The organism is Bradyrhizobium sp. CCBAU 11430 (assembly GCF_028128855.1).
Lineage (GTDB): Bacteria > Pseudomonadota > Alphaproteobacteria > Rhizobiales > Xanthobacteraceae > Bradyrhizobium > Bradyrhizobium ottawaense.
Genome location: NZ_LBJV01000074.1, coordinates 251,426 through 273,800, shown reverse-complemented (window position 1 = coordinate 273,800; position 22,375 = coordinate 251,426). Strand labels below are relative to the sequence as shown.

Here is a 22,375-nt window from a genome sequence, read left to right as displayed (position 1 = left end):
TGCTTGCCACGAGCGGTACTACGCTCCCTCCCCGCAACAACGATGTTCGGAGAGATCAGCCATGTCGCCAGCGGAAGCGCGCCTGAAGGAAGTGCCGTCTGATATGACGGAGGCTGAGTGGCAGCAACGGGTCAATCTCGCCGCCTGCTACCGCCTTGTCGCGCTGTACGGCTGGGACGATCTGGTCGATACCCACATCTCCGCGCGCGTGCCCGGCCCCGACCATCATTTTCTCATCAATCCCTATGGGCTGATGTTCGACGAGATCACCGCCTCGAGCCTCGTCAAGGTCGATTTGCACGGCAACCAGCTCTCCGAGAGCGAATACAGCATCAACCCGGCGGGTTTCACCATCCATTCGGCGATCCACGAGGTGCGCGAGGACGCGATCTGCGTGCTGCATCTCCACACCCTCGACGGCACCGCGGTGTCGAGCAGCGCGGAGGGCCTCTTGCCGCTGAACCAGACCGCCCAGCTCGTCACCCACGACCTCGCCTATCACGACTATGAAGGCATCGCGCTCGATCACGACGAGCGGCCGCGGCTGCAGAAGGATCTCGGCGACCACAACCACATGCTGCTGCGCAATCACGGCACGCTCACCGTCGGCCGCTCGGTCGCCTCCGCCTTCGAGCGCATGTATCACCTCGAGCGCGCCTGCTCGATGCAGGTGCGCACGCGCGCGCTCGGCACGCCGGTCTATCCGGTCGACGATATTGCTATCGACAAGAACACCGAGCTGCTCGCAAACCGCGACCGCGCCGAGCTGCGCGCCACCAACCTCGTGTGGCCGCCGCTGCTGCGCAAGCTCGACCGCGAGCTTCCGGGCTACCGGTCTTGAGATTTTCGGGATTTGGTGTAGGGTAGCGCCCAACGAACCTCTACGCCTTTTGGAATGAAACGCCGCCCAATTCCGGGCGGCGTTTTTATTTTGGGGCGGTGGTCGCCACGACAACAGAGCCGTAGGGTGGGCAAAGCGGAGCGTGCCCACGTTCTTTCATAATCACTGAGAGATTGGTGGGCACGGCGCTGCGCGCCTTTGCCCACCCTAATGCAGCTCCCTACGGCCCCGTGCCCTACTTCACCTCCGCCAGCGCCGCGAGGATGCGGGCCCAGGAGCGGATGCCCTTCTGGAAGCTGCGAAGATCGTACTTCTCGTTCGGCGAATGGATGTTGTCGTCGTCCAATCCGAATCCGACCAGCAGCGAGTCGAGGCCAAGCGTGCGCTTGAAGTCGGCGACGATCGGGATCGAGGCGCCGGAGCCCATCAGCACGGTCTCCTTGCCCCATTCCTCCGTCAGCGCCTTGCTGGCGGCGGCGAGCGGCTTCATGTTCCAGTCGAGCGCGACAGCGGGCGCGGCGGAATGGTCGCCGAACTCGACCTTGCAGTCGCCGGGAATGCGCGCCGTCACGTAGTCGCGGAACGCCTTGCGGATCTTTTGCGGGTCCTGCCCCTCGACCAGGCGGAACGAGACCTTGGCCGAAGCATGCGACGGGATCACCGTCTTGGAGCCCTCGCCGATATAGCCGCCCCAGATGCCGTTGACGTCGCAGGTCGGGCGCGATGAGGCCTGCTCGATCAGCAGGCGTCCCTTCTCGCCAGCGGGGATCGACAGGCCGATCGGCTTGAGGAACATCTCCGGCGTCAGATTGAGCTTCTTCCACTGCTCCAGGATATCGGGCGGCAGGTCCTTCACGCCGTCGTAGAAGCCGGGAATGGTGATGCGGTTGTCGTCGTCGAACAGGCCGCCCAGAATTTTGGTGAGCACCCGGATCGGGTTCATCGCGCTGCCGCCGAACACGCCGGAATGCAAATCGCGATTGGCGGCGGTGATCTTCAGCTCTTCGTAGAGCAGGCCGCGCAGCGAGGTCGTGATCGCCGGCGTGTTGCGGTCCCACATGCCGGTGTCGCAGACCAGCACGTAGTCGGCCTTGAACTCGTCCTTGTTGGCCTCAATGAAGGGCACGAAATTCTTCGAGCCGACCTCCTCCTCGCCTTCGATCAGGAAGGTGATGTCGACCGGCAGCGAGCCCGTCACCTTCTTCCAGGCGCGGCAGGCTTCGACGAAGGTCATCACCTGGCCCTTGTCGTCCTCGGCGCCGCGCGCGACGATGATCTTGCGGCCGTCGGCATGATCGGTGACGACGGGCTCGAACGGCGGACGGTGCCAGAGATCGAGCGGGTCGACCGGCTGCACGTCGTAATGGCCGTAAAAGATCACATGCGGCCGTCCACCGGCACCGGTCTTGCCGACGATGGCGGGATGCCCGGCCGTCGGCCTCACTTCAGTGGCGACGCCGAGGCTCGCGATGTCCTTGGCGAGATGCTCGGCCGCCGCCTTGCAATCCCCGGCGAAGGCCGGATCGGCGGAGATCGACTTGATCCGGAGCAGCGCGAACAGGCGCTCCAGGCTGTTGTCGAAATCCTTGTCGATGTGGTCGAGCACGGATTGAAGCTGCGCATTGGCCATGGTTGTGGGTCCTGACATTCGAGTCTCAAGAGGTACCGGGTTTTAGCGCCGTCGCAGGCTCGGAGCCAGCCGCAACGGGCGGATGCCGGATGTGCCATGCAAGACTACCTGCAAGTACGGCGGTCGCGAGGAGATTGTTGCCCCAGGCCTGGAGGACAGTTGGAAACCACGGCAGCGCCAGCAGCATGAGAATGCCGGCCGCGCCGAGCGCGAGCCAGGTTCCGAGACGCACATTCGCCCGCTCGTCGAAGGCGGCGCGATGCATCAGCACCGTCATCGGGAAGAACAGCCACATGAAGTAGTATTGCCGTGCCAAAGGCGAGGCCACCGTGATCAGGCAGAACAGGATGGCGAGCTCCTCCGCATCCGAGCGCGCCGTTCGCCGTGCTTGCTGCGGCATGATCGCGACGAAGCCGAGCCCGAGCAAGGCCGACAGCACCAGCACGATCCAGTTCGCCGTCCTGTAGTCGACGTCGATGATGTTCATCGTGCGCGGCGGCTTGCCGGGATCCTCCAGATTGAAGTTGATCGGACGGACCAGGCGGTGCGTGACGGCGATGAGGGACTGGTTGACCCACGACCAGTTCTGCTCGTCACGCTGGCCAAAGCCCTTTTCCGAGCTCGTTCCGACCATGCCCTGATACCAGGTCGCAAGCTCGGCCGCGTTGCGCTCGAAGCCGCGGATCGGCGCCGGCACCACATAGAGAAGGATGCCGGTGAAGGCGACCGTGGCGGCGGCCGCCGCCCATTTCCGCCGCCAGACCAGATACGGCAGGACCGCGATCGGAAACACCTTGATGGCAGCGGCGAGCGCGAACATGAAGCCCGCAAGCCAGGGACGTTGGTGCCGCAAGCTCCAGAAACCGTAGAGCATCATGGCCAGCAGGACGAGGTTCGGCTGGCCGAGGTCGAACATGTCGAACACGAAGGGCACGGTGACGACGGCGGGCAGCGCCTCCAGCCAGCGGCCGGGGCTGCGCCCCGAGCCGGCCATGACCTGGGAGAACGTCCCGGTGTACCACCACGCTACGGCGTTCAGGATCGACAGGACGACATAGAGCGGGATCTTGCCGAACCAGCTCGGGATCGCCAGCAGGATCGCCGGCAACGGCGGATAGATGAACTCGAAGTACTCGACGGCCGTGGCGGGATAGAGTGGCTCACCCTGCAGGACCTGCTGCCCGGCCCACAGCCACAGCGGGTAATCCTTGGTCTTGCCGCTGCCGAAGATCTCGGGAACGAGCACGTCGGCGGCGAGCAGGACGCAGCAGAACAGAAACAGCAGATCCAGCGGCGCGCGCAGCGACAGGTGTCGGGGCGCGTCAGGCTTGGCTAACGGGGCGGGCGGGTCACGGAGTGGTCCTGTGCGGCGGCGAACAGGACGTAGCAGACCGGCGCAGGCTTGGAGAGCCCCTCACCTGAAATTGTACCGGTGGTGGCCTCGGGCAACGGCAAGCGGAATTGCCCAAAGCGGCCTGCCTACCGCCGCAGCAATCCGCCGAGCGCGCCGCGAACCAGCGTACGGCCGATCGAGCCGCCGAGCTGGCCACCGACCGACTTGCCGATATTGGCGGCCATCCCGCCGATCACCTGGTTGGTGACCGATCGCGTCACGTCCCGCGCAATGACCTGGCCGGTCGACAGGCGGCCGCGCTTGACGTTGGTGCCGAAGATGGTGCCGACGATCGAGCCGATCTGGCCGAGAAGGCCGCCGCCATTTCCGCCAGCCGGGCCGTCCGCGGTGGCCGCCGTGCCGGCAATGCGCTTCTGGATCATCTCGTAGGCGGATTCTTCGTCGACGGCGGTGTCGTATTTGCCCTTCACCGGGCTCGCAGCCATGATCGCCTTGCGCTCGTCCGGCGTGATCGGCCCGATGCGAGCCGACGGCGGCCGGATCATCACCCGCTCCACCATCGCCGGCGTGCCGTTGCCCTCGAGGAAGGACACCAGCGCCTCGCCCTTGCCGAGCTCCATGATCACCTTGGCAGTGTCGAGCTTCGGGTTGGGCCGGAAGGTCTGGGCCGCAGCGGCGACCGCCTTCTGGTCCCGCGGGGTGAAGGCGCGCAGTGCGTGCTGCACCCGGTTGCCGAGCTGTCCGAGCACGCGGTCGGGGACGTCGACCGGGTTTTGCGTCACGAAGTAGACGCCGACGCCCTTGGAGCGGATCAGGCGGACCACCTGCTCGATCTTGTCCATCAGCGCCTTGGGCGCATCGTTGAACAGCAGATGCGCCTCGTCGAAGAAGAACACGAGCTTCGGCTTGGGCAGATCGCCGGCCTCGGGCAGCTCCTCGAAAAGCTCCGACAACATCCACAGCAGGAATGTCGCGTAAAGCCTGGGGTTCTGGAGCAGCTTGTCGGCCACCAGAATGTTGACCATGCCGCGGCCGTCGCGGTCGGTCTTCATGAAGTCCTTCAGCGTCAGCGCCGGCTCGCCGAAGAATTTGGTGCCGCCCTGGTTCTCCAGCACCAGCAGCTGGCGCTGGATGGTGCCGACGGTGGCCTTGGTGACGTTGCCGAACCCCTGCGCGGCCTTGCGGATGGCTGCGAGCGGATCCTCCTCCGCGTCCGCCCCCTTCTTCCCGCTATCGGGCACGATGGCATCGAGCAGCGCGCGCAGATCCTTCATGTCGATCAGGGTCAGCCCGGCGTCGTCGGCGACGCGGAAGGCAACGTTGAGCACGCCTTCCTGCACGTCGTTGAGGTCGAGCATGCGTGCGAGCAGAAGCGGCCCCATTTCCGTGACGGTCGCGCGCACCGGATGGCCCTGCTCGCCGAACACGTCCCAGAACACCGTCGAGAACTGATCGGGCTGGAAATTCAGCCCCATTCCGGAGGCGCGCTTGACGATGAAGTCTTTGGCTTCGCCGACCTCGGAGATGCCGGAGAGGTCGCCCTTGATGTCGGCGGCGAAGACCGGAACACCGGCGCGCGCAAATCCTTCCGCCATCACCTGCAGCGTCACAGTCTTACCGGTTCCGGTTGCACCTGTGACGAGGCCGTGGCGATTGGCGAGCGCCAGCGTCAGCCAGGCCTGCTCCTCTCCCTTGCCGACGAAGATCTTGTCGTCGGTATCGCCGAGCTTGCTGTCCTGTGCGGTCATTATTCTCTCTGATCTCTTCTTGCCGGGTTTCGCGTACCGAAACTCGAATGCTCCAGTTCCGTAGTTTAACGCATGTCGCGCACCGATTAAAACGGTTCAACGCGCTCCAAGCATGCGACATTGTCGGAAACAGACGGACGGTATCAGCCGAAAGTAGGAACGAGCTGTTCGCAACGCGGCAATTTTTCGCCGATTCCATCTCCGCTCTTGCACCGCTGCAACACCTTTCGCGCGTTCGAAGGTGAATCGCCACGGCGCGTGCGTTCATCGCTTGAATTTCACATCACACCGGCTCAAGATCATTTTCGAAAGAAATACTCCGGCAAGCAAACCGGCTGAGGGGCGGGCCTTATGGACGAGCTGATCGGGCGGCTGGCGACAAACGCCAGCATAGATAGTGCTGTCGCTGAAAAGAGCGTCGGCATTATCCTGGGCTTCCTCCGCAACGAGGGTCCTTCCGATAGCGTGCAGGCCCTGATCGACCAGATCCCTGGAGCGGAAGCCGCGATCGAGGCATCCAGGAGCGGCGGCGGACTGTCGCGGCTGATGGGCGGCGGCTTGATGGCGGTCGGCACGCGCCTGATGGGCCTGGGGCTCGGCATGTCCGAAATTCAAAACGTCGCCCGTGAACTTTTCCGCTTCGGCCGAGACAAAATCGGAGCAGATCAGATGGGCAAGATCGTTGCGGGGACGCCAGGCCTCAGCCAGTTCGCCTGAAGCTTTGGCAATTCATATCGAGTATCATGACATATCCGATCTCCGAGATTGAGGGCCTGTCGGTCTTTGCCGCCAACAAGTTGAAGGCGCAAGGTATCCGCACCACCGACGGGCTGCTCGAGGCGGCCGGCACGGTGAAGGGCCGCAAAGCGCTTTCCGCCAAGACCGGCATCAGCGAGCAGCTGCTGCTGGAATGGGCCAACGTCTCCGACTACATGCGTATCCCCGGCATGGGCCGGGCCAAGGTCGGCCTGGTCCGCGCCGCCGGCGTCACCACCGTGCGCGAGCTCGCCTATCGGAATCCGGCAAGGCTCGCCCAGAGCATGCGCGACGCCAACGAGAAGAAGAAGCTGCTGCGCATCCTGCCTTCGGAGAAGTCGGTCGGCGACATCATCGCCAAGGCGAAGAAGCTGCCGCCGAAGATCACGTATTAGGGGTCTTTCGAGAACGGATTCCCGCGCCACCTTTTCGGTGTCGTCCCGGCGAACGCCGGGACCCATACCGCGGAATCTATCGGTCACAGACGGTGGCAGTACCGGACTACGAGTCTTCGCCAAACTTTACCCTGGGGGTATGGGTCCCGGCGTTCGCCGGGACGACAGCTGGGGTGATGCGCGAGAGTGCCACAATATCGATGCCGCCCGCCGACACCGCCATCCCGCCTTGACTCCCCCTCGCCGACCGCGCAAAGCCACCCACATGAATGCCTCGCCCTCCCCATCCGTCCCGCCGGCCGGCTCGGCCGGGCCAGATGCGCTGCGGAAACTGCTGGAACGACCGATCCCGGCGGTGATGGGCGTGCTCAACATCACCCCGGATTCCTTCTCCGACGGCGGCGAGTTCATCGGGCCCGAGCAGGCGCTCGCGCGGGCGCGGGCGATGATCGCGGATGGCGTCGACATCATCGATATCGGCGCCGAGTCCACCCGGCCCTACAAGGGTGCGAAGGCCGTCACGGCGGAAAGCGAGCTGGCCCGGCTCAAGCCGGTGCTGGCGGGCGTCGTGGCCCTCGGCGTGCCCGTGTCGATCGACAGCATGAAGGCGGAGGTGGTGGCCTATGCGCTCGACCAGGGCGCGGCGATCGCCAATGACGTCTGGGGTCTGCAACGCGACGCCGCGATGGCGCCGCTGGTGGCCGCAAGAGGCGTTCCCGTCATCGTCATGCACAACCGCGACGACGCCGATCCCGCCATCGACATCATCACGGACATGAAGACGTTCTTCCTGCGCTCGCTGGACATCGCCGCAAAGGCCGGCATCGCGCGCGAAAAAATCGTGCTCGATCCCGGCATCGGCTTCGGCAAGACCGCCGAGCAGAGCATGACCGCGCTGGCACGCTTGCGCGAATTCGAGATGTTCGGCCTGCCGATCCTCGTCGGTGCCTCGCGCAAACGCTTCATCGCCTCGGTGTCGCCGTCGGAGCCGAAGGAGCGGCTCGCCGGCTCGATCGCCGCGCATCTGATCGCCGCGCAACGCGGCGCGAAGATCATCCGGACTCATGACGTCGCCGAGACCCTGCAGGCGCTGCGGGTAGCGAACGCAATCGAGGGCAAGCAATGACCGATACGATCTTCGTCACCGGCCTGTCGATCCACGCCCGCCACGGCGTGATGGATCACGAGACCGAAGTCGGCCAGCGCTTCGTCATCGATCTCGAACTCTATACCGACCTGTCGGAGCCCTCGCGCAGCGACCGGCTCGCCGACACGGTGTCCTACGCCGACGTCGTGGCGACGACGACGGCGGCGTTCAAGAATACCAATTACAAGCTCCTGGAGCGCGCGGCCGGCGCGGTGGCCGACGCCATCCTGTCGCACTTCCCGCGCATCCGCGCCGTGAAGATCACCGTGCACAAGCCGCATGCGCCGATCGCCGCGATCTTCGACGACGTCGGCATCATGCTGACGCGCTCGCGGCACCCCTGATGGCAAGCGTGCTGATCGCACTCGGCGGCAATGTCGGCGATGTCCGCGCGACATTCGCCAAGGCGATCGCCCATATCTGCGGCATGGCGCAAGCTGCGCTAATCGCGCGATCCTCGGATTATGCGACGCCGCCGTGGGGCGACGAGGAGCAGGCTCCCTTCATCAATGCCTGCATCGAGATCGAGACCGGCCTCGATCCGCACGCTCTGCTGTTCGTTTTGCAGAAGGTCGAGCAGAAATTCGGCCGCACGCGGGACAAGGAGCGGCGCTGGGGCCCGCGCACGGTCGATCTCGACATGATCGCCTATGACGATGTCAGCTTGCAGAAGCCGGATCTGACCCTGCCGCATCCGCGCCTGTTCGAGCGCGCTTTCGTGCTGGTACCGCTGGCCGAAATCGCGCCGGACCGCGTGATCTCGGGCATTCCAGTGCGTGACGGGCTCGCCAGCGTCTCGACGCAAGGCATTGAGCGGCTTCCGGATACCGGTTAACCAAAAACAACCGTTTGCAGGGGCGGCCCGCCGTGGCAATTTCGCCTGCGAATAACGATACGTTTGGGAGCCCTTGGCCGCATGACCTCCGTGACCGACGACCTGCCGCTGGCGGCCGATTTTCCCAAGGCGAGCGTCGAGGACTGGCGCAAGCTGGTCGACGGCGTGCTGAAGGGCGCGCCGTTCGAGAAGCTGGTCGGCAAGACCTACGACGGAATCAAGATCGAACCGCTCTATCCGCGCGCCAAGGGCGTTGCGCCCGTGATGGGACGGCCGGCGGCGGCGCCCTGGCAAATCGTGCAGCGGATCGACCATCCCGATGCGGCGCTCGCGAATGCGCAGGCTTTGCAGGACCTGGAGAACGGCGCGACGGGGCTCGCGCTGGTGTTCGCCGGCGCCAATGGTGCTCGCGGTTTCGGTCTGGAACCGTCGGCCGAGGCCGTAGCAAAGGTGTTGAAGGACATCCATCTCGATGCCGGCATCGGCCTCGATCTCGAGATCGGTCCGCAATCGCGGATGGCCGCGATCCGCGTCGCGGAATATGTGAAGAGCAATGGCCTCGATCCCGCCGCCTGCAACATTCGCTTCGGCCTCGATCCGCTCGCGGCCGGCGCGGTGTGGGGCCACAGCCCCTATACCTGGGAGGAGATCGCTCCCGCCGTCACCGGCGCGATCAAGGGCCTCGCCGGGCTCGGCTTCAAGGGACCGTTCGCGTCCGCCGACGGACGCGTGATCCACGATGCCGGCGGCTCCGAGGTGCAGGAGCTCGCCTTCGTGCTCGCCTGCGGCGTCGCTTATCTCCGCGCGATCGAAGGCGCCGGCATTCCGCTGGAAGCCGCGCAAGGCATGGTCTATGCGCGGCTTGCCGCGGATGCCGACCAGTTTTTGACCATGGCCAAATTCCGCGCGCTGCGGCTGTTGTGGGCGCGTATCGAAACAGCGTGCGGGCTGACGCCCAAGCCATTGTTCATCGCCGCCGATACGGCCTGGCGCATGCTGACGCAGCGCGATCCCTATGTGAACATGCTGCGGGCGACCATCGCGACATTCGCGGCAGGGCTTGCCGGTGCCAACGCGATCACCGTGCTGCCGCACACGCTGGCGCTCGGCCTGCCCGACCCGTTCGCACGCCGCGTGGCGCGCAACACGCAAGCCCTGCTGCTGGAAGAGAGCAACCTCGCCAAGGTCTCTGATCCCGCCGCCGGCGCAGGCGGCATCGAGACGCTGAGCGCGCAGCTTTGCGAGGCGGCCTGGGCGCTGTTCCAGGAGAGCGAGACAGCCGGCGGCGCCTTCGCCGCGCTTCAGCAAGGCGTATTCCAGAGCAAGGTCGCGGCCGCGCGAAAAGCGCGTGACGCCAACATCGCAAAGCGCCGCGACGTGCTGACCGGCGCCAGCGAGTTTCCGAACCTGCACGAGAGCGAAGCCACGGTGCTGAAGGCAACGCCGGTTGCGCTCGCGCCTTACGGGGAACAGAAATACAAGTTCGATGCGCTGCCGCCGATCCGGCTGGCGGAACCGTTCGAGGCGCTGCGCGACAAGTCGGATGCAGCACTCAAATCGCGTGGTGCGCGGCCAAAAGTGTTCCTGGCCAATCTCGGCACGGCCGCCGATTTCACGGCGCGCGCGACTTTCGCCAAGAGCTTCTTCGAGGCCGGCGGCATCCAGGCTGTCGACAGCGAGGGCTTTGCCGATCCGGCCAAGCTCGCCGCCGCCTTCAAGACTTCGGGCGCCGAGCTTGCCTGTCTTTGTTCCAGTGACAAGGTCTATGCGGAACACGCCGAAGCTGCAGCGAAGGCCCTGCAAACGGCCGGCGGGCGACATATCTATCTGGCAGGCCGCCCGAGCGAGACCGAGGCGGCGTTGCGGGCCGCCGGCGTCACGGGTTTTGTCTTCGCCGGAGGCGATGCGCTTGCCACGCTGCAAGACGCCTATCGACGGATGGAGCAGACATGACCGAACCAGGCAAACCAGTTCTCAGCGGCGGCTGCCAATGCGGGGCCGTGCGCTTTGGCGTCACGACGGCGCCAACCAGGATTTCGATCTGCCACTGCCGCATGTGCCAGAAGGCGGCCGGCGCGCCGTTCGCTTCCTTTGCCGACATCAACAAGACGGACTTTGCCTGGACCAAGGGGCAGCCGTCGTTCTTCCGCTCCTCCACCATCGCCGAGCGCGGCTTTTGCGCGGCCTGCGGCACGCCGCTGAGCTTCGGCCGCATCGGCGGCGACCGGATCGAGATCATGACCGGCGCGTTCGACCGTCCTGACCAGATCATTCCGACGCGACAGTTCGGCACAGAATCCCGTCTCGGCTGGGTGGTCGGCATCGCCAATTTGCCGAGCCAGACCACGCAACAGAATTACGGACCGGAGAAGATGGCAACCATCGTCAGCCATCAGCATCCGGATCATGATTGAGGATATGGTTGAAACCATGAGCCGCATTCCCAATTTCGCTGATGTCGCCTTCGAGCGCGCCACGACCGCCGCGCCGTCAGGCAGCGCCGAGCCGTGGCTGACGCCCGAGGGCATCTTAGTGAAGCCCGCTTATGGCGAGGCCGATCTCGCCGGGCTCGATTTCCTCGAGACCTATCCGGGCATCGCGCCGTTCCTGCGCGGCCCCTACCCGACCATGTATGTCAACCAGCCCTGGACGGTCCGGCAATATGCCGGCTTCTCCACGGCGGAGGATTCCAACGCGTTCTATCGCCGCAACCTGGCGGCCGGACAGAAGGGCCTCTCGGTCGCTTTCGACCTCGCCACCCATCGCGGCTACGACAGCGACCATCCGCGCGTCGGCGGCGATGTCGGCATGGCCGGCGTCGCCATCGATTCCATCTACGACATGCGCACGCTGTTCGCGGGGATTCCGCTCGACCGGATGAGCGTGTCCATGACCATGAACGGCGCGGTGCTGCCGATCCTCGCGCTCTACGTCGCGGCCGCCGAGGAACAGGGCGTGCCGCCGGAAAAGCTCTCAGGCACCATTCAGAACGACATTCTGAAAGAGTTCATGGTGCGCAACACCTACATCTACCCGCCCGCGCCCTCGATGCGGATCATCTCGGACATCTTCGCCTACACCTCGCAGAAGATGCCGAAATACAATTCGATCTCGATCTCCGGCTATCACATGCAGGAGGCCGGCGCGACGCAGGACCTCGAGCTCGCCTATACGCTCGCCGACGGCGTCGAATATCTGCGCGCCGGCCTTGCCGCGGGCCTGGATGTCGACCGCTTCGCGCCGCGGCTGTCGTTCTTCTGGGCGATCGGCATGAACTTCTTCATGGAAGTCGCCAAGCTGCGCGCCGCGCGCCTGCTCTGGGCAAAGCTTCTGAAGCCGTTCAACCCGAAGGACCCGCGCTCACTGTCGCTGCGCACGCATTCCCAGACCTCGGGCTGGTCGCTGACAGCGCAGGACGTCTTCAACAACGTGATGCGCACGACGGTGGAGGCGATGGCGGCGACACAAGGCCACACCCAGTCGCTGCACACCAACGCGCTCGACGAAGCGCTGGCGCTGCCGACCGATTTCTCGGCGCGCATCGCCCGCAACACCCAGCTGTTCCTGCAGCAGGAGAGCGGCACCACCCGCATCATCGACCCCTGGGGCGGCTCCTATTATGTCGAGCGTCTCACGCGCGACCTCGCGGCGAAAGCGTGGGGCCACATCCAGGAGGTCGAGGAGCTCGGCGGCATGGCGAAGGCGATCGAGGCCGGCCTGCCGAAGCTGCGCATCGAGGAAGCCTCGGCCAAGACGCAGGCCCGGATCGACGCCGGCAAGCAGGCGGTGATCGGCGTCAACAAGTACAAGCCCACCGACGAGGACAAAATCGAAATTCTGAAGGTCGACAACACCAATGTTCGTCGGCTGCAGATCGACAAGCTGACGCGGCTGAAGTCCGAGCGCAACCAGAACGACGTCGATGCCGCCCTCGCTGCGATCACGCGCTCGGCCGGCGAAGGCAACGGCAATCTGCTGGCGCTCGCGATCGACGCGGCGCGAGCGAAAGCAACCGTCGGCGAGATTTCGGACGCGATGGAGAAGGTGTTCGGCCGGCACCGCGCCGAGATCAAATCCATCACCGGCGTCTACAAGCGGGAGGCGTCCAGCATGGGCAATCAGGTCGAGAAGGTTCAGGCGCTGATCGATGCCTTCGAGGAAGCCGAGGGTCGCCGTCCGCGCATCCTCGTCGCCAAGATCGGCCAGGACGGCCACGACCGCGGCCAGAAGGTGATCGCGTCGGCATTCGCAGACATCGGCTTCGACGTCGACATCGGGCCGCTGTTTGCGACCGCCGACGAGGCCGCGCGACAGGCCGTCGAGAACGACGTGCACATCCTTGGCGTTTCCTCGCTCGCCGCGGCCCATCTCACCGCCGTGCCGGAGCTGAAGGCCGCGCTGAAGAAGCAGGGCCGCGACGACATCATGATCATCGTCGGCGGCGTGGTGCCGCCGCAGGACTACGACGCGCTCTATGCCGCCGGCGCCGAAGCGATCTTCCCGCCGGGCACCGTGATTGCGGACGCCGCCGAGGAGCTGATCCGCAAGCTGAATGCGCGGCTCGGGCATAGCGAGGCGGCGGAATAGCTTCGCCGTCTACTTCCCGACAAGAAGGAATTTGCGTGATGTTTTTCGCGCCCACGTTCATGCGCGCGCTCGCTGCTGCCGCAGTTTGCAGCGCATTGTTCGGTCCCGCCCACGCCGCCGACCCCAAGCCAGACGCCGTCATCAAGACCAAGAGCATCGAGGCCCGCGTGTTCCTCGACGACAAGATCAAGGCGGATGCGGCGCTGGCGGCGGATTGCCTGGCCGAGGGCAAGAAATGGCTCGACAAGAACGCCGCCGAAGCGGCCGCCTCGCGCAAAGCCGATCCGCAGTTCTTCAAGGACGGCGGCTGGGATTTCGAGCGCAAATATGAGATCCGCTCGGTCGTCGCCGACCGCTACGTCAGCATCCTCCGCAACGACTACATGAACACCCATGGCGCCCATCCCAATTCGAACGTGGATACGATCCTGTGGGACAAGGCCGACAACAAGCGCATCTCGATCCGCCCGCTCTTCACCGAGACCGCCGATAACGGGGCGACGATGAAGGCGATGGTGAAGGCCATCATCGCCTCGCTCCGCACCGAGAAGAAAAAGCGCGATGCCGGCGAGACCGCGACTGACGAATGGTTCAAGGGCGTCGCGCCGAGCCTGCTCAAGGTCGGTGCGGTGACGCTCGCGCCCTCGACCGAGGCGGGCAAGAGCTCCGGGCTGACCTTCCACTATCCGCCCTACGCCGTCGGCCCCTACGTCGAGGGCGAGTATGTCGCCTTCGTGCCGTGGGAAACGCTGAAGCCTTATTGGACCGCGGAAGGCGCGCGCATCTTCGGCGGCGCGCGGCCGAAGGGTGACGCCGAGGAGCCGTGAGCGGTCGCTAACTGGCCCGCGCCAGCGTCCGCGCAAGTGAGTCCGTCCAATCGGGAATCCAGGAGGCGAATAGCGCCTGCCAGCGATCGGCATCCGCCGGCTCGGTATCAAGGGAGACCGACCATTCGATGAGGGTACGATCGCCCTCGACGATCGGGCGCAGATGCATGGTGCCTTGATAGCGCGTCGGCGCCGGCGTCTGGCTTCCGTCATCTTGCGGATACGGCAGCGCTTCGAGACCGGCATAGGTCAGGGTATGCTGCCGGTCCGAGTGATCGACCAGGCGCTGGCGGATCCAGTTTCCGAGATAGCAGAAGCGTCTGACGGCGCCGACTTCATCGCCGCGCTTGTCGTCTTCGATCTCGCTCTCGCTCACGCCGTCGATGTAAGCGGGATAGTTGTTGAAGTCGCGGATCAGCGACCAGACTTCGTCCAGCGGGCGGTCCAGCACGGCGCTGTAATAAGCTTGGGTCATCGGTGGCTTGCCTTTGGATTTCGTTACGCGCAGAGGTTGGCGAATTGCGCGGGCAAAACCCACCCGATTTCCGACTGCCCATCCGATGGGCATGCTGTTTTCACACAACATGGCGATCTCGTTGGTAGCGCTACCTTGCGGGGGCGCTGCAAAGCCGACTAGAATGGCGCATTGAGAAGAGCACCCGACGTCACGGGCGCCGCTGGGAGGATTCAATGTCCAAGATTTCGCGCCGCACCTTTGCGGCTTCGACCGCCGCAGTTGCGGCATCCGCCGCTTTCGGCTTCAAGCCAGCGCTTGCGCAAGCCTATCCGGCCCGGCCGGTCACCGTGATCGTGCCATGGGGCGCGGGCGGCGGAACCGATGCGACCGCGCGCATCGTCGCAGCGCTGCTGGAAAAGGACCTCGGCCAGCCCTTCAACGTGGTCAACCGCACCGGCGGTTCCGGCGTGGTCGGCCATAGCGCGATCGCGACCGCACAGCCCGACGGCTACACCATCGGCATGCTCACCGTCGAAATCTCGATGATGCACTGGCAGGGCCTCACCGAGCTGACGCCGAAGAGTTACACGCCGCTGGCGCTGATGAACGAGGACCCCCCGGGCATCCAGGTCTCCTCCTCGTCGCCCTACAAGACGGTCAAGGAACTCGCCGAGGCGATCAAGGCGGCGCCTCCCGGCAAGTTCAAGGCCTCCGGCACCGGCCAGGGCGGCATCTGGCATCTGGCGCTGGTCGGCTGGATGCAGGCGATGGGCCTGCCCGCCAACCAGGTCGCCTGGGTGCCCTCGAACGGCGCGGCGCCTGCAATGCAGGATCTCGCCGCCGGCGGCCTCGACCTCACCACCTGCTCGGTGCCGGAGGCGCGCGCCATCATCGAGGCCGGCAAGGCCAGGAGCCTCGCCATCATGGCCCCCGCGCGCAACCCGATCTTCAAGGACGTGCCGACGCTGAAGGAAGCGATGGGCATCGACTATGCGACCGGCGCCTGGCGCGGCATCGGCGCCCCGAAGAACCTGCCGCCGGAGATCGCAACCAGGCTCACTGCGGCGCTGAAGAAGGTCTACGAGTCCGCTGAGTTCAAGGACTTCATGAGCAATCGCGGCTTCGGCACCGTGTGGGGCGATGCCGGCCAGTTCGCAGGCTTCATGGACAAGGGCGACGCCCAGATGGGCGAAGCGATGAAAGCGGCGGGCTTGAGCAAAGCGTGACGTTTCACATAGCTCACGCGTGAGATGACTTTGATTGATGGTCACGGCACTTCTTCAACCTCTCCCCGCTTGCGGGGAGAGGTCGGATCGCATCGCAGATGCGATCCGGGTGAGGGGGAGTCTCCGCAAATCCAATTCTCACCTCCCCCGCGGAGAGCCCCCCTCACCCCAACCCTCTCCCCGCAAGCGGGGCGAGGGAGAACATCGTACGTAGGACTTCTCCCATGCGTCTTCCCGACTCCGTTACGGGATCGTTTCTCGTCGTGCTTGGTGCTGCGGCTGCCTATGGCGGCTGGATCTTGCCGCCGGTGCCGGGCCAGCCGGTCGGCCCCAACGTGTTTCCGCTCGTGATCGGCAGCGGCCTTGCGCTGTGCGGGCTCGCGATCGTGTTCGGGATCGGCCATTCCTTCGAGGAGGAGGAAGAGCTGATCCCGCTGGAGGACGGCCAGGCCGCCGCTCCACCGCCGCAGGGCACGCTCTACGGCCTGCGCGCCTTGCTGCCGCCGGCGCTGCTGCTGTTCTACGTCGTCGCCGCCGACCGGCTCGGCTTCATCATCACTGCGGCGATCATGGTCTATGTGACGTCCACCGCGCTCGGTGCGAAGTGGAAGCTGGCGCTGCCGCTTGCCGCGCTGTCGCCGTTCGCCATCCACCTCATCTTCGGCAAGCTGCTGCGCGTGCCGCTGCCTGCCGGCCTGCTGCCGACGCCCTGGTAATCCCCCATGCTCAAGACCCTGATTGAAGCATTCGCGCTGATCTCCACCTGGGAGGTCATCATCGCAATGTTCGCAGCCTCCGTGTACGGGCTCGTGATCGGCTCGCTGCCCGGCCTGTCGGCGACGATGGCGACCGCCCTGCTCGTCCCCGTCACCTTCTACCTCTCGCCGATCGCGGCGATCGCAACCATCGTCGCGGCGTCCTCGATGGCGATCTTCTCCGGCGACATTCCCGGCGCACTGCTGCGCATTCCCGGTACGCCCGCCTCGGCCGCCTATGCCGACGAGGCCTATGCCATGACGCGCAAGGGCCAGGCCGAGCTCGCACTCGGAGCCGGCGTCTGGTTCTCCGCGGTCGGCGGCATCGCCGGCGTGCTGTCGCTGATGATCCTGGCGCCGCCGCTCGCCGAGATCGCGTTGTCGTTCTCGACCTTCGAATATTTCTGGCTGGCTCTGCTCGGCCTGATGTGCGCCACCTTGGTGGCGCGCTCCTCCCCGGTGAAGGCGATCGCCGGCATGTTCCTCGGCCTGCTGGTGTCCTGCATCGGCATCGAGAATCCCGGCGGCGTGCCGCGCTTCACCTTTGGCCTAACCGATCTGTTCGGCGGCATCGAGCCGATCCCGGCGCTGGTCGGCGTGTTCGCGGTGGCGCAGGTGATGCGCGCGATGCTGACGCCGGAGCCGCCGCCGCTGCCGCGGCGAAAATTCGGAAGCATCATGGCCGGCCAGTGGAGGCTGACCAAGCTGTATCACTGGCAGATGACGCGCGGGAACATCGTCGGCATCATCATCGGCGTGCTGCCCGGCGCCGGCGCCGACATGGCCGCCTGGGTCTCCTACGCGATGTCGAAGCGCTTCTCCAAGGAGCCGGAAAAATTCGGCACCGGCCATGTCGAGGGGCTGGTCGAGGCCGGCGCCAGCAACAATGCCAGCATCGCTTCGGGCTGGGTGCCCTCGCTGCTGTTCGGCATCCCCGGCGACACCATCGCCGCGATCGCGATCGGCGTGCTCTACATGAAGGGCCTCAATCCGGGCCCGACGCTGTTCACCGAGAAGGCGTCGAGCATGTACGCGATCTACCTGATGTTCATCATCGCCAACATCATGATGATCCCGCTCGGTATCGCCATGATCCGGATCGCGGCCTACATCCTGCTGGCGCCGCGCTCGGCGATCATGCCGGTCATCATGCTGTGCTGCGCGGTCGGCTCGTTCGCGATCGGCAACAACATGTTCGGCGTCGTCACCGTCGCCGCCTTCGGCGTGATCGGCTACGTGATGGAGGCGAACGGCTACCCGGTCGCCGCCATGGTGCTCGGCATCGTCATGGGCACCATGGTCGAGCAGGCCTTCGTCACGTCGCTGATCAAGTCCGACGGCAGTATCCTGCCGTTCTTCGAGCGTCCTGTCGCGGCCATCCTTGCCGCGATGGCGATCGGCGCCCTGCTGTGGCCGGTGATGGTGTGGGTCTGGCGCAAGATGAAATCGGCGCAGACGGCGGTGGCGACAAGCAGGTGATTCCGGGCGAGCGGCCCTCGCCTGCCCCGCCTCGGCGTTGTAAAGCAGGGCATGACTGAGAAGAAGGCCTCGCTGGACATCAAATCCCTCGCCCGCGACCTGCGCGACGGCAGCCGCGCGGCGCTGGCGCGGGCCATCACGCTGGTGGAGAGCCGGCGCGGCGACCACCAGGCGCTGGCGCGCGAGCTGGTGCAGATGCTGCTGCCCGACACCGGCAAGGCGTTCCGCGTCGGAATCACGGGATCGCCTGGCGTCGGCAAGTCCACCACCATCGATGTGCTCGGGACCTATCTGATCGAGCAGGGCCACAAGGTCGCGGTGCTCGCGGTCGATCCGTCCTCGGCACGCAGCGGCGGCTCGATCCTCGGCGACAAGACGCGGATGGCGCGGCTCTCGGCCTCCGACGATGCCTTCATCCGCCCCTCGCCGTCCTCGGGCACGCTCGGCGGCGTCGCGGCAAAAACGCGCGAGGCGATGCTGCTCTGCGAGGCGGCGGGCTTCGACGTCGTGCTGGTCGAGACCGTCGGGATCGGCCAGTCCGAGACCGCGGTCTGCGACATGACGGATTTCTTCCTCGCACTGATGCTGCCGGGCGGCGGCGACGAACTGCAAGGCATCAAGAAGGGCCTGGTCGAGCTCGCCGACATGATCGCGATCAACAAGGCCGATGGCGACAATCTCAAGCGCGCCAAGATCACCGCCGCCGATTATCGCGGCGCGCTGCATATTTTGGCGCCGCGGTCCGAACATTGGCACCCACCCGTCGTCACCTATTCGGCGCTGGCCGGCACCGGCATCACCGAGCTCTGGCAGAAGGTTCTGGATCATCGCAAGGCGATGAACGCGTCCGGCGATTTCGCCGTGCGGCGGCGTCAGCAGCAGGTGAAATGGATGTGGTCGATGCTGGAGCAACGGATGCTGGCGCGGCTGCGCAGCGAGGCCTCGGTTCGCAGCAAGGTCCGGAAGATCGAAACCGAGGTCGCCGACGGCCATCTCACGCCGGCCCTCGCCGCCGAGCAGATCCTGGAGTTGCTGCAATGAGCGAAAAGCTCCGCATTCTCCTCACCGGCTTCGGCCCGTTTCCCGGCGCGCCCTTTAACCCGACCCGGCCGCTGGTCGCGCGGCTCGCGCAACTGCGCCGTCCGGCCCTCGATGATGTCGCGCTCTCCAGCCACATCTTCCCGGTCACCTATGCCGCAGTCGACCGGCAATTGCCGGAGGTGCTCGCGAAGGTGAAGCCGGATGCGCTGTTGATGTTCGGCCTCGCCGCGCGCACGCCTTACCTGCGGATCGAGACCCGCGCCCGCAACGCCGTCACCATGCTCTGGCCCGATGCCGCCAACACCCGATCGAGCAAGCGCGGCATCGCCGGCGATGCCGACGCGATGAATTTCGGTCCGCACACGGCAAGGCTGCTGCGCGCCGCGCGCCTCACCGGCATCGATGCGCGCGCCTCGCGCGATGCCGGCGCCTATCTCTGCAACTATCTGAGCTGGCGCGCGATCGAGAACGTGAAGGCGGGCGGGCCGCAGCTTGCGGCGTTCATCCACATTCCCCTGCTCGCGCGCGGCGGTGCGATGCGGCGCAAGGGCGCGCCGCGGATCACGCTGGACGAGCTGGTGGATGCGGGGGAAGCGATGCTGATGGAGATGGTGGCGTTGGCACGGAAGGGGCGGAACGCACAGGTTTCGTAGGGTGGGCAAAGGCGCGTAGCGCGGTGCCCACCATCTCGTTCCAATTGCCGTCAAGTCGTGGGCACGCTTGCGCTTTGCCCACGCTGCGGCACCGTCTCTGCGTAAACATTTAACCCTACCGCGAACAATCCTCACGACCCCGGTCGCGCTGCGCTACCTAGTCGGCGCGGATGCCCTCCCGCGTCCGCCGGAGGACGCGTCATGGACCTCAATCGCCGCCATCTCATCGGAGCTTCGACCGCAGGCATCGCGGGCGCCCTCGCCATGCCGGCCGACGCCGCGCGCGCGGCGCCGCTGACATCCCTGCTGGGCCGCGATGCCACGCAATACGGCGTGCGGCCCGGCAGCAGCGAGGATCAGACCCGCGCGCTGCAACGCGCGATCGATGAGGCTGCACGCGCACAGCTGCCGCTCGCGCTGCCGCCCGGCGTCTATCGCAGCGGGCTGTTGCGGCTGCCCAACGGCGCGCAATTGATCGGTGTGCGCGGGGCAACGAAACTCGTCTTCACCGGCGGGGCTTCGGCGATCCAGAGCGACGGTTCGGACTCCCTTGGCCTCACCGGCATCACTTTCGACGGCGGCAACATCCCGCTGCCGGCGCGGCGCGGGCTGATCCATGTCCTCGGCGGGCGCGATACGCGCATCACTGATTGCGAGATCACGAATTCAGGCGGCAGCGGCATCTGGCTCGAGCAGGTGTCCGGCGACATCTCCGGTAACATCTTCACTGACATCGCGGTGACCGCGGTGGTCTCGTTCGACGCCAGGGGCCTCAGCGTCTCCCGCAATACGATCATCGGCACCAACGACAACGGCATCGAGATCCTGCGCACGGCGATCGGCGACGACGGCACGCTGGTTGCCGACAACCGCATCGAGAACATCAAGGCCGGCCCCGGCGGCTCCGGCCAGTACGGAAACGCCATCAATGCCTTCCGCGCCGGCAACGTGATCGTGCGCGGCAACCGCATCAGGAAATGCGATTACTCCGCCGTGCGCGGCAACTCCGCCTCCAACATCCACATATCAGGCAACAGCGTCAGCGACGTGCGCGAGGTCGCGCTCTATTCGGAGTTTGCGTTCGAGGCCGCGGTGATCGCCAACAACACGGTCGACGGCGCGGCTGTCGGCGTCTCCGTCTGCAATTTCAACGAAGGCGGCCGCATCGCGGTGGTCCAGGGCAACATCATCCGCAACCTGATCCCGAAGCGCCCGATCGGCACCGCGCCCGACGACGACGCCGGCGTCGGCATCTACATCGAGGCGGATACCTCGGTGACCGGGAATTTGATCGAGAACGCGCCGTCCTACGGCATCGTCGCCGGCTGGGGCAAATATCTGCGCGACGTCGCGATCACGGGCAACGTGATCCGCAAGGCCCTCGCCGGCGTCGGCGTCTCCGTCGTGCCGGGCGCCGGCATGGCGCTGGTCAACAACAACATGATCTCCGAGACCCCGCGCGGCGCCGTGGTCGGCCTCGATCACGCGCGGGCCGTAACCTCGGATCTGTCAGCCGACGGCGCGCAACGATTTGCGCAGGTGGTGCTCGGCGGCAATGCAGTGCGAAGGTAGGCATCGGCCTGCAGCTGGGCCGTTCATCCTTCGAGGCTCCCCACGCGGCGCGTTGCGCCACGTGTCTCGCACCTCAGGATGACGGAGCAAGAGAGCCGGCTGCCTCTCCTCCATCCCCACCTTAACGGCTAGAACGCGTTCCTGAGCAGCGGGTACTTGGCTTCAAGGCCGTCGAGGCTGAACGTGAATTCGACGACGCGCTCGGGGGCTGCGACGATTTCGGCGGCCGGCGGGGCGAACTGCGGCAGGAGCGATGCCATCGCGGCAGGCGCGGCCTTCGGCGGCTTCGCGGCAGACACAGCCAGCGGCGGCCTCACTTCAGGCGCAGCGCGCGGCGCCATTGCGGCAGGCGCGGCGAGCGGTGACCTCACGGCAGGTGCGGTCAGCGGCGCCCTCGCAGCCGGAGCCTTGAGCGGCGGCATCTCGGCAGGCGCGATGAACGACGCCATCGCAGCGGAGGCTGCGGGCGCGGCGAGTGGCGCGATCGGGGCTTCGGTGATCTCGGCGAGAACGTCCGGCTTCGGGTCGAGCCTGACCGGCACGGCGGTCTCGGGGGCGATGTGGACGGCCTTTGGGTGCAGGGTCTTGGGCTGCACGATCTGCGCCTGCTGCTCGCGCGGAAACACACGGGGCATGGTCGCCGGCGACCAGCCGAATGCCGGCGTCACGCTTGCAGCGGCCTCGGCGACGTCAGCACCGGTCGCAAGCGCGCGCCAGGTCTGGACCGCGCGCTTGGCTTCCTGGATATTTTCGAGGAATGCGATCTCTGAGTGATAACGGCGCCAGCGGCCGGTCTCGAACATTTCGGAGAGATGTTGCAGCCGCTGCTCGGCGAGAGCGCACCAGCGCGCCGCGACGTCGCGGCCAGCAACCACGGCACGCGCAGACGCGCAATAAGACTCTTGGCGATGTGTCATGAACCAGCCCGTCAGGGGAAAACACGGACGCGGGGGACGCAACGCACACGAATCAATTTAGACGCGACATGAATATTTTGTGGAAAAGTTTTGACTTGTCCAGCAACGACACGCCAGTCGTCGTCAATCACCGTAGTCGTGCGGAGATTTGCTGT

At 65.8% G+C, this 22,375-nt stretch carries 21 protein-coding genes; 16 read left to right on the top strand and 5 right to left on the bottom strand.

The window, feature by feature from the left end; translation table 11 throughout:
- The first annotated feature begins 61 nt into the window (after positions 1-61).
- Positions 62-841 (top strand): class II aldolase/adducin family protein, encoded by a 780-nt coding sequence (locus XI04_RS37985; RefSeq protein ID WP_028142944.1) that lies wholly within the window; start codon positions 62-64, stop codon positions 839-841.
- A 235-nt stretch (positions 842-1,076) separates the two neighbouring features.
- Here XI04_RS37985 and XI04_RS37980 read toward each other — a convergent pair whose 3' ends face one another.
- From XI04_RS37980 to XI04_RS37970, 3 genes are all read right to left on the bottom strand, one after another.
- On the bottom strand, positions 1,077-2,471 hold the full coding sequence (locus XI04_RS37980; protein ID WP_028142943.1) for a M20/M25/M40 family metallo-hydrolase: 1,395 nt from the start codon (positions 2,469-2,471) through the stop codon (positions 1,077-1,079).
- 25 nt (positions 2,472-2,496) lie between these two features.
- Entirely contained in the window at positions 2,497-3,780 is a 1,284-nt protein-coding gene (locus XI04_RS37975; protein WP_246554801.1) for a glycosyltransferase family 87 protein, read from the bottom strand.
- Between the two features lie 170 nt (positions 3,781-3,950).
- A complete protein-coding gene (locus XI04_RS37970) occupies positions 3,951-5,573 on the bottom strand; it encodes a helicase HerA-like domain-containing protein (protein ID WP_028142941.1) in 1,623 nt (540 codons plus the stop codon).
- 351 nt (positions 5,574-5,924) lie between these two features.
- Between XI04_RS37970 and XI04_RS37965 the strand changes: the two genes are divergently transcribed.
- From XI04_RS37965 to XI04_RS37925, 9 genes are all read left to right on the top strand, one after another.
- Positions 5,925-6,290: a hypothetical protein gene (locus tag XI04_RS37965; RefSeq protein WP_018315753.1), complete on the top strand. Its 366-nt coding sequence runs from the start codon at positions 5,925-5,927 to the stop codon at positions 6,288-6,290.
- A gap of 26 nt (positions 6,291-6,316) precedes the next feature.
- Complete coding sequence (locus XI04_RS37960) at positions 6,317-6,724, top strand: DUF4332 domain-containing protein (protein ID WP_028142940.1); 408 nt, start codon at positions 6,317-6,319, stop codon at positions 6,722-6,724.
- Positions 6,725-6,989: 265 nt separating this feature from the next.
- A complete protein-coding gene (folP, locus tag XI04_RS37955; protein WP_028142939.1) occupies positions 6,990-7,850 on the top strand; it encodes a dihydropteroate synthase in 861 nt (286 codons plus the stop codon).
- Positions 7,847-8,215, top strand: coding sequence for a dihydroneopterin aldolase (gene folB, locus XI04_RS37950; RefSeq protein WP_027533885.1), 369 nt, complete (start codon positions 7,847-7,849; stop codon positions 8,213-8,215). Before folP ends, folB begins: the two co-directional genes overlap by 4 nt.
- On the top strand, positions 8,215-8,706 hold the full coding sequence (gene folK / locus XI04_RS37945) for a 2-amino-4-hydroxy-6-hydroxymethyldihydropteridine diphosphokinase (protein WP_028142938.1): 492 nt from the start codon (positions 8,215-8,217) through the stop codon (positions 8,704-8,706). The genes folB and folK overlap by 1 nt, the downstream gene beginning before the upstream one ends.
- Before the next feature lie 81 nt (positions 8,707-8,787).
- Positions 8,788-10,659: a methylmalonyl-CoA mutase family protein gene (locus XI04_RS37940; RefSeq protein ID WP_271609381.1), complete on the top strand. Its 1,872-nt coding sequence runs from the start codon at positions 8,788-8,790 to the stop codon at positions 10,657-10,659.
- On the top strand, positions 10,656-11,120 hold the full coding sequence (locus XI04_RS37935; RefSeq protein ID WP_095425343.1) for a GFA family protein: 465 nt from the start codon (positions 10,656-10,658) through the stop codon (positions 11,118-11,120). The genes XI04_RS37940 and XI04_RS37935 overlap by 4 nt, the downstream gene beginning before the upstream one ends.
- Before the next feature lie 16 nt (positions 11,121-11,136).
- A complete protein-coding gene (gene scpA / locus XI04_RS37930) occupies positions 11,137-13,293 on the top strand; it encodes a methylmalonyl-CoA mutase (protein ID WP_038947823.1) in 2,157 nt (718 codons plus the stop codon).
- A 38-nt stretch (positions 13,294-13,331) separates the two neighbouring features.
- Complete coding sequence (locus tag XI04_RS37925; RefSeq protein ID WP_028143171.1) at positions 13,332-14,120, top strand: RsiV family protein; 789 nt, start codon at positions 13,332-13,334, stop codon at positions 14,118-14,120.
- Between the two features lie 7 nt (positions 14,121-14,127).
- On the opposite strand, the gene XI04_RS37920 is transcribed toward XI04_RS37925, so the two are convergent.
- The gene (locus tag XI04_RS37920) at positions 14,128-14,706 is read right to left on the bottom strand and encodes an SRPBCC family protein (protein ID WP_244439130.1); all 579 of its coding nucleotides are present in this window, start codon (positions 14,704-14,706) and stop codon (positions 14,128-14,130) included.
- 104 nt (positions 14,707-14,810) lie between these two features.
- Here XI04_RS37920 and XI04_RS37915 point away from each other — a divergent pair, with 104 nt between their 5' ends.
- From XI04_RS37915 to XI04_RS37890, 6 genes are all read left to right on the top strand, one after another.
- A complete protein-coding gene (locus tag XI04_RS37915; protein WP_028143173.1) occupies positions 14,811-15,803 on the top strand; it encodes a tripartite tricarboxylate transporter substrate binding protein in 993 nt (330 codons plus the stop codon).
- Between the two features lie 224 nt (positions 15,804-16,027).
- Entirely contained in the window at positions 16,028-16,519 is a 492-nt protein-coding gene (locus XI04_RS37910; protein WP_038947818.1) for a tripartite tricarboxylate transporter TctB family protein, read from the top strand.
- Positions 16,520-16,525: 6 nt separating this feature from the next.
- Positions 16,526-18,037 carry a tripartite tricarboxylate transporter permease gene (locus tag XI04_RS37905; protein WP_038947817.1) on the top strand — a complete coding sequence of 504 codons (1,512 nt, stop codon included), beginning with the start codon at positions 16,526-16,528 and terminating at the stop codon, positions 18,035-18,037.
- Positions 18,038-18,088: 51 nt separating this feature from the next.
- Positions 18,089-19,078, top strand: coding sequence for a methylmalonyl Co-A mutase-associated GTPase MeaB (meaB, locus tag XI04_RS37900; RefSeq protein ID WP_038947816.1), 990 nt, complete (start codon positions 18,089-18,091; stop codon positions 19,076-19,078).
- Positions 19,075-19,731, top strand: a complete 657-nt coding sequence (locus XI04_RS37895; RefSeq protein ID WP_038971537.1) for a pyroglutamyl-peptidase I — start codon at positions 19,075-19,077, stop codon at positions 19,729-19,731. Before meaB ends, XI04_RS37895 begins: the two co-directional genes overlap by 4 nt.
- A gap of 201 nt (positions 19,732-19,932) precedes the next feature.
- Positions 19,933-21,303 (top strand): TIGR03808 family TAT-translocated repetitive protein, encoded by a 1,371-nt coding sequence (locus XI04_RS37890; RefSeq protein WP_271609380.1) that lies wholly within the window; start codon positions 19,933-19,935, stop codon positions 21,301-21,303.
- A 128-nt stretch (positions 21,304-21,431) separates the two neighbouring features.
- On the opposite strand, the gene XI04_RS37885 is transcribed toward XI04_RS37890, so the two are convergent.
- Complete coding sequence (locus tag XI04_RS37885; protein ID WP_271609419.1) at positions 21,432-22,178, bottom strand: TIGR03809 family protein; 747 nt, start codon at positions 22,176-22,178, stop codon at positions 21,432-21,434.
- Positions 22,179-22,375 lie beyond the last annotated feature (197 nt).